We start from the raw sequence: 484 nt of genomic DNA, 5'->3' as shown, positions 1-484 counted from the left end.
GGGGCGCTCAGATCAAGATCAAAATCAAGAGCGCGACGGCGGCCTGCCGGCCGGCCTGAAGATGGGGCGGTGTGTAGGGCCCCCCATGTAGGAGCTGGCTTGCCAGCGAAGGCGTCGGCCCAGGCGATGCATGTCTCACGGGCCTCTTCGCCGGCAAGCCGGCTCCTACAGGAAACTGCACGGTGTATCTGACTGCTGTAGGAGCTGGCTTGCCAGCGAAGGCGTGGGCCCAGGCGATGCATGTCTCACGGGCCTCTTCGCCGGCAAGCCGGCTCCTACGGGAAACTGCACGGTGTATCTGACTGCTGTAGGAGCTGGCTTGCCAGCGAAGGCGTCCGCCCAGGCGATGCATGTCTCACGGGCCTCTTCGCCGGCAAGCCGGCTCCTACGGGCAGCGCGTAACACGCGCTTGGCTTTTGCTTTTGATCTTGATCTTGATCTTCAGGCCCCTTCCCAGCCGGCCGAGCGTAGGCGTTGCGTAGGG

Source organism: Pseudomonas protegens (genome assembly GCF_003732485.1).
In the GTDB taxonomy this organism is placed as follows: domain Bacteria; phylum Pseudomonadota; class Gammaproteobacteria; order Pseudomonadales; family Pseudomonadaceae; genus Aquipseudomonas; species Aquipseudomonas protegens_B.
The sequence above is the reverse complement of the archived record's forward strand: the minus strand, read 5'-3'. Positions refer to the sequence as shown.